Origin of the sequence: Paenarthrobacter sp. PPS72 (genome assembly GCF_048537125.1) — a bacterium.
Lineage (GTDB): Bacteria > Actinomycetota > Actinomycetes > Actinomycetales > Micrococcaceae > Arthrobacter > Arthrobacter nitroguajacolicus_E.
The window spans coordinates 1-1,530 of record NZ_JBLYIE010000097.1 but is presented as its reverse complement, the minus strand read 5'-3'; the positions used below and the strand labels follow the sequence as shown (position 1 = coordinate 1,530).

1 protein-coding gene is annotated in these 1,530 nt (G+C 62.4%); it reads right to left on the bottom strand.

What is annotated here, in order from left to right; genetic code table 11:
• Nucleotides 1–201: 201 nt before the first annotated feature.
• Nucleotides 202–1,401 carry an IS4 family transposase gene (locus ACLRGI_RS23240; protein WP_419203792.1) on the bottom strand — a complete coding sequence of 400 codons (1,200 nt, stop codon included), beginning with the start codon at nucleotides 1,399–1,401 and terminating at the stop codon, nucleotides 202–204.
• Nucleotides 1,402–1,530: the final 129 nt, after the last annotated feature.

Genomic DNA, 1,530 nt, shown 5'->3' with positions numbered 1-1,530 from the left:
TCAGTATCAATGTCTCGTGGGCTCGGAGATGTGTATAAGAGACAGCCAATACCGTTTACTTAGGCGGGTTTGGGTATCCGTTTGAGTTGCCAGCCGGACATCTTTCGTTTGACGACGCGGGGGTTGGTGCGTTGTCGGCGTGGTGGTAGGAGGTCGTGGAGGATCTCGCCGGTGAAGCTGGCGAAGGCTTTCCGGAGTTTGTCAGGGGGAAAAAGCCGGACGGTCGGCGAGGGTTCGCCGGGCTGCCCGGAGGGTGCGTGTGAAGGAAAACCGTAAGGGGTCTTCTTCGAATAGCAGGGCGACTTCGCCGATGAGGGACCGCAGGGCGTAGTGGACGCAGAGGTAGCCGTAGATTTCCTGGAGGACCCCGTCGGGGGTTTTGGAGCGCAGGACGATTCCGGGGCCGCGCTGGTGTGTTTTGAGTTCGTCGAAGCAGGACTCGATTTCCCAGCGCCGTCCGTAGAGCTCTGCCAGGTCCTGTGCCGGTGCGGCGTCCGGGTCCAGGATGGTGGTGATGAGGCGGAAATCGCTGGTTCTTTCCCCGCTGGTGATGGTGTATTCGATCACGCGGACGGGGATCGCGTCCCTGTTGTTCCGGCGGGCCTTGGGGTTGGCGTAGACCGCGGAGCGGTACGAGCCGTCGGGCAGTTCTTCGAGCACGGGCAGGACGTTGCTGGCTTTCATGCGCCACAGCAGTGCCGCTCCGGTTGCGGCGCTGTCCTTCCAGGCGTGGTAGCTGAAGAACCCGCGGTCCGCCATCACCAGCATGGAGGCATGCAGGTCCGCGTGGAGCCCCGGGAACATGTCCTGCTCGGCGGTGTCGTAGCCGGCGACCACAGCTCCGATCACCGCGTGGGTGCTGCATTCGACGAGTCCGAGCACCCGCGCTTGTGGGTAGGCGCTCTTGATCTGGGTGGCCGTGCCTGGCCGTCCGTAGTACTTCTCGTTCGCCGGCGTGTCGGCGATGTCCAGGGACGTCCCGTCAACGCTGACCAGCCGCCAGGATTTGTAGAACCCGCTGCTTCCTGGTGCGGCGAGGGGCTTGGCGACCTCTGCGAAGAGTTCAGCCATCACCGTCGGACCAAGCCGTGTGCGCGCTTTGAATATCGCGGCTTTCGTTGGCATCTGCCAGTCCCTGAAACGGCCCGTGATCCACTCCATGCCCGCCAGCAGTGAACGCATCACCTCTTCGTACGAACCGGCCGCGAACAAGGCCATGGCCATTACGTAATAGACCATCAGCCGCGACGGCAGCAGCCGGTTCCGCGCCTGACCGGCACCGGTGCGGGCGATCACCAGGTCCACCACATCCGGCGGAAAAGCGCGCGTCAAAACACCCAGAGAGACGTGGTCAGTCAAACGTTCCGGGGTTTCGGGCTTGATCCATCCGCTGCGCGCCATGCCCCAAGATTAACAGAATTGCCGCTAAGTAAACGGTATTGCGTTTAGCCCGGGGTTTTCATGGCGGGCCTGTCGGGCTGGCGTGTTAATCAGGGAAAGGGTGCTCTGAACTGGGAAAATAGTGGTGTC

Excerpts from the sequence above, each read along its gene's own strand:
- ACLRGI_RS23240 (WP_419203792.1), bottom strand. The coding sequence starts at position 1,401 with ATGGCGCGCAGCGGATGGATCAAGCCCGAAACCCCGGAACGTTTGACT.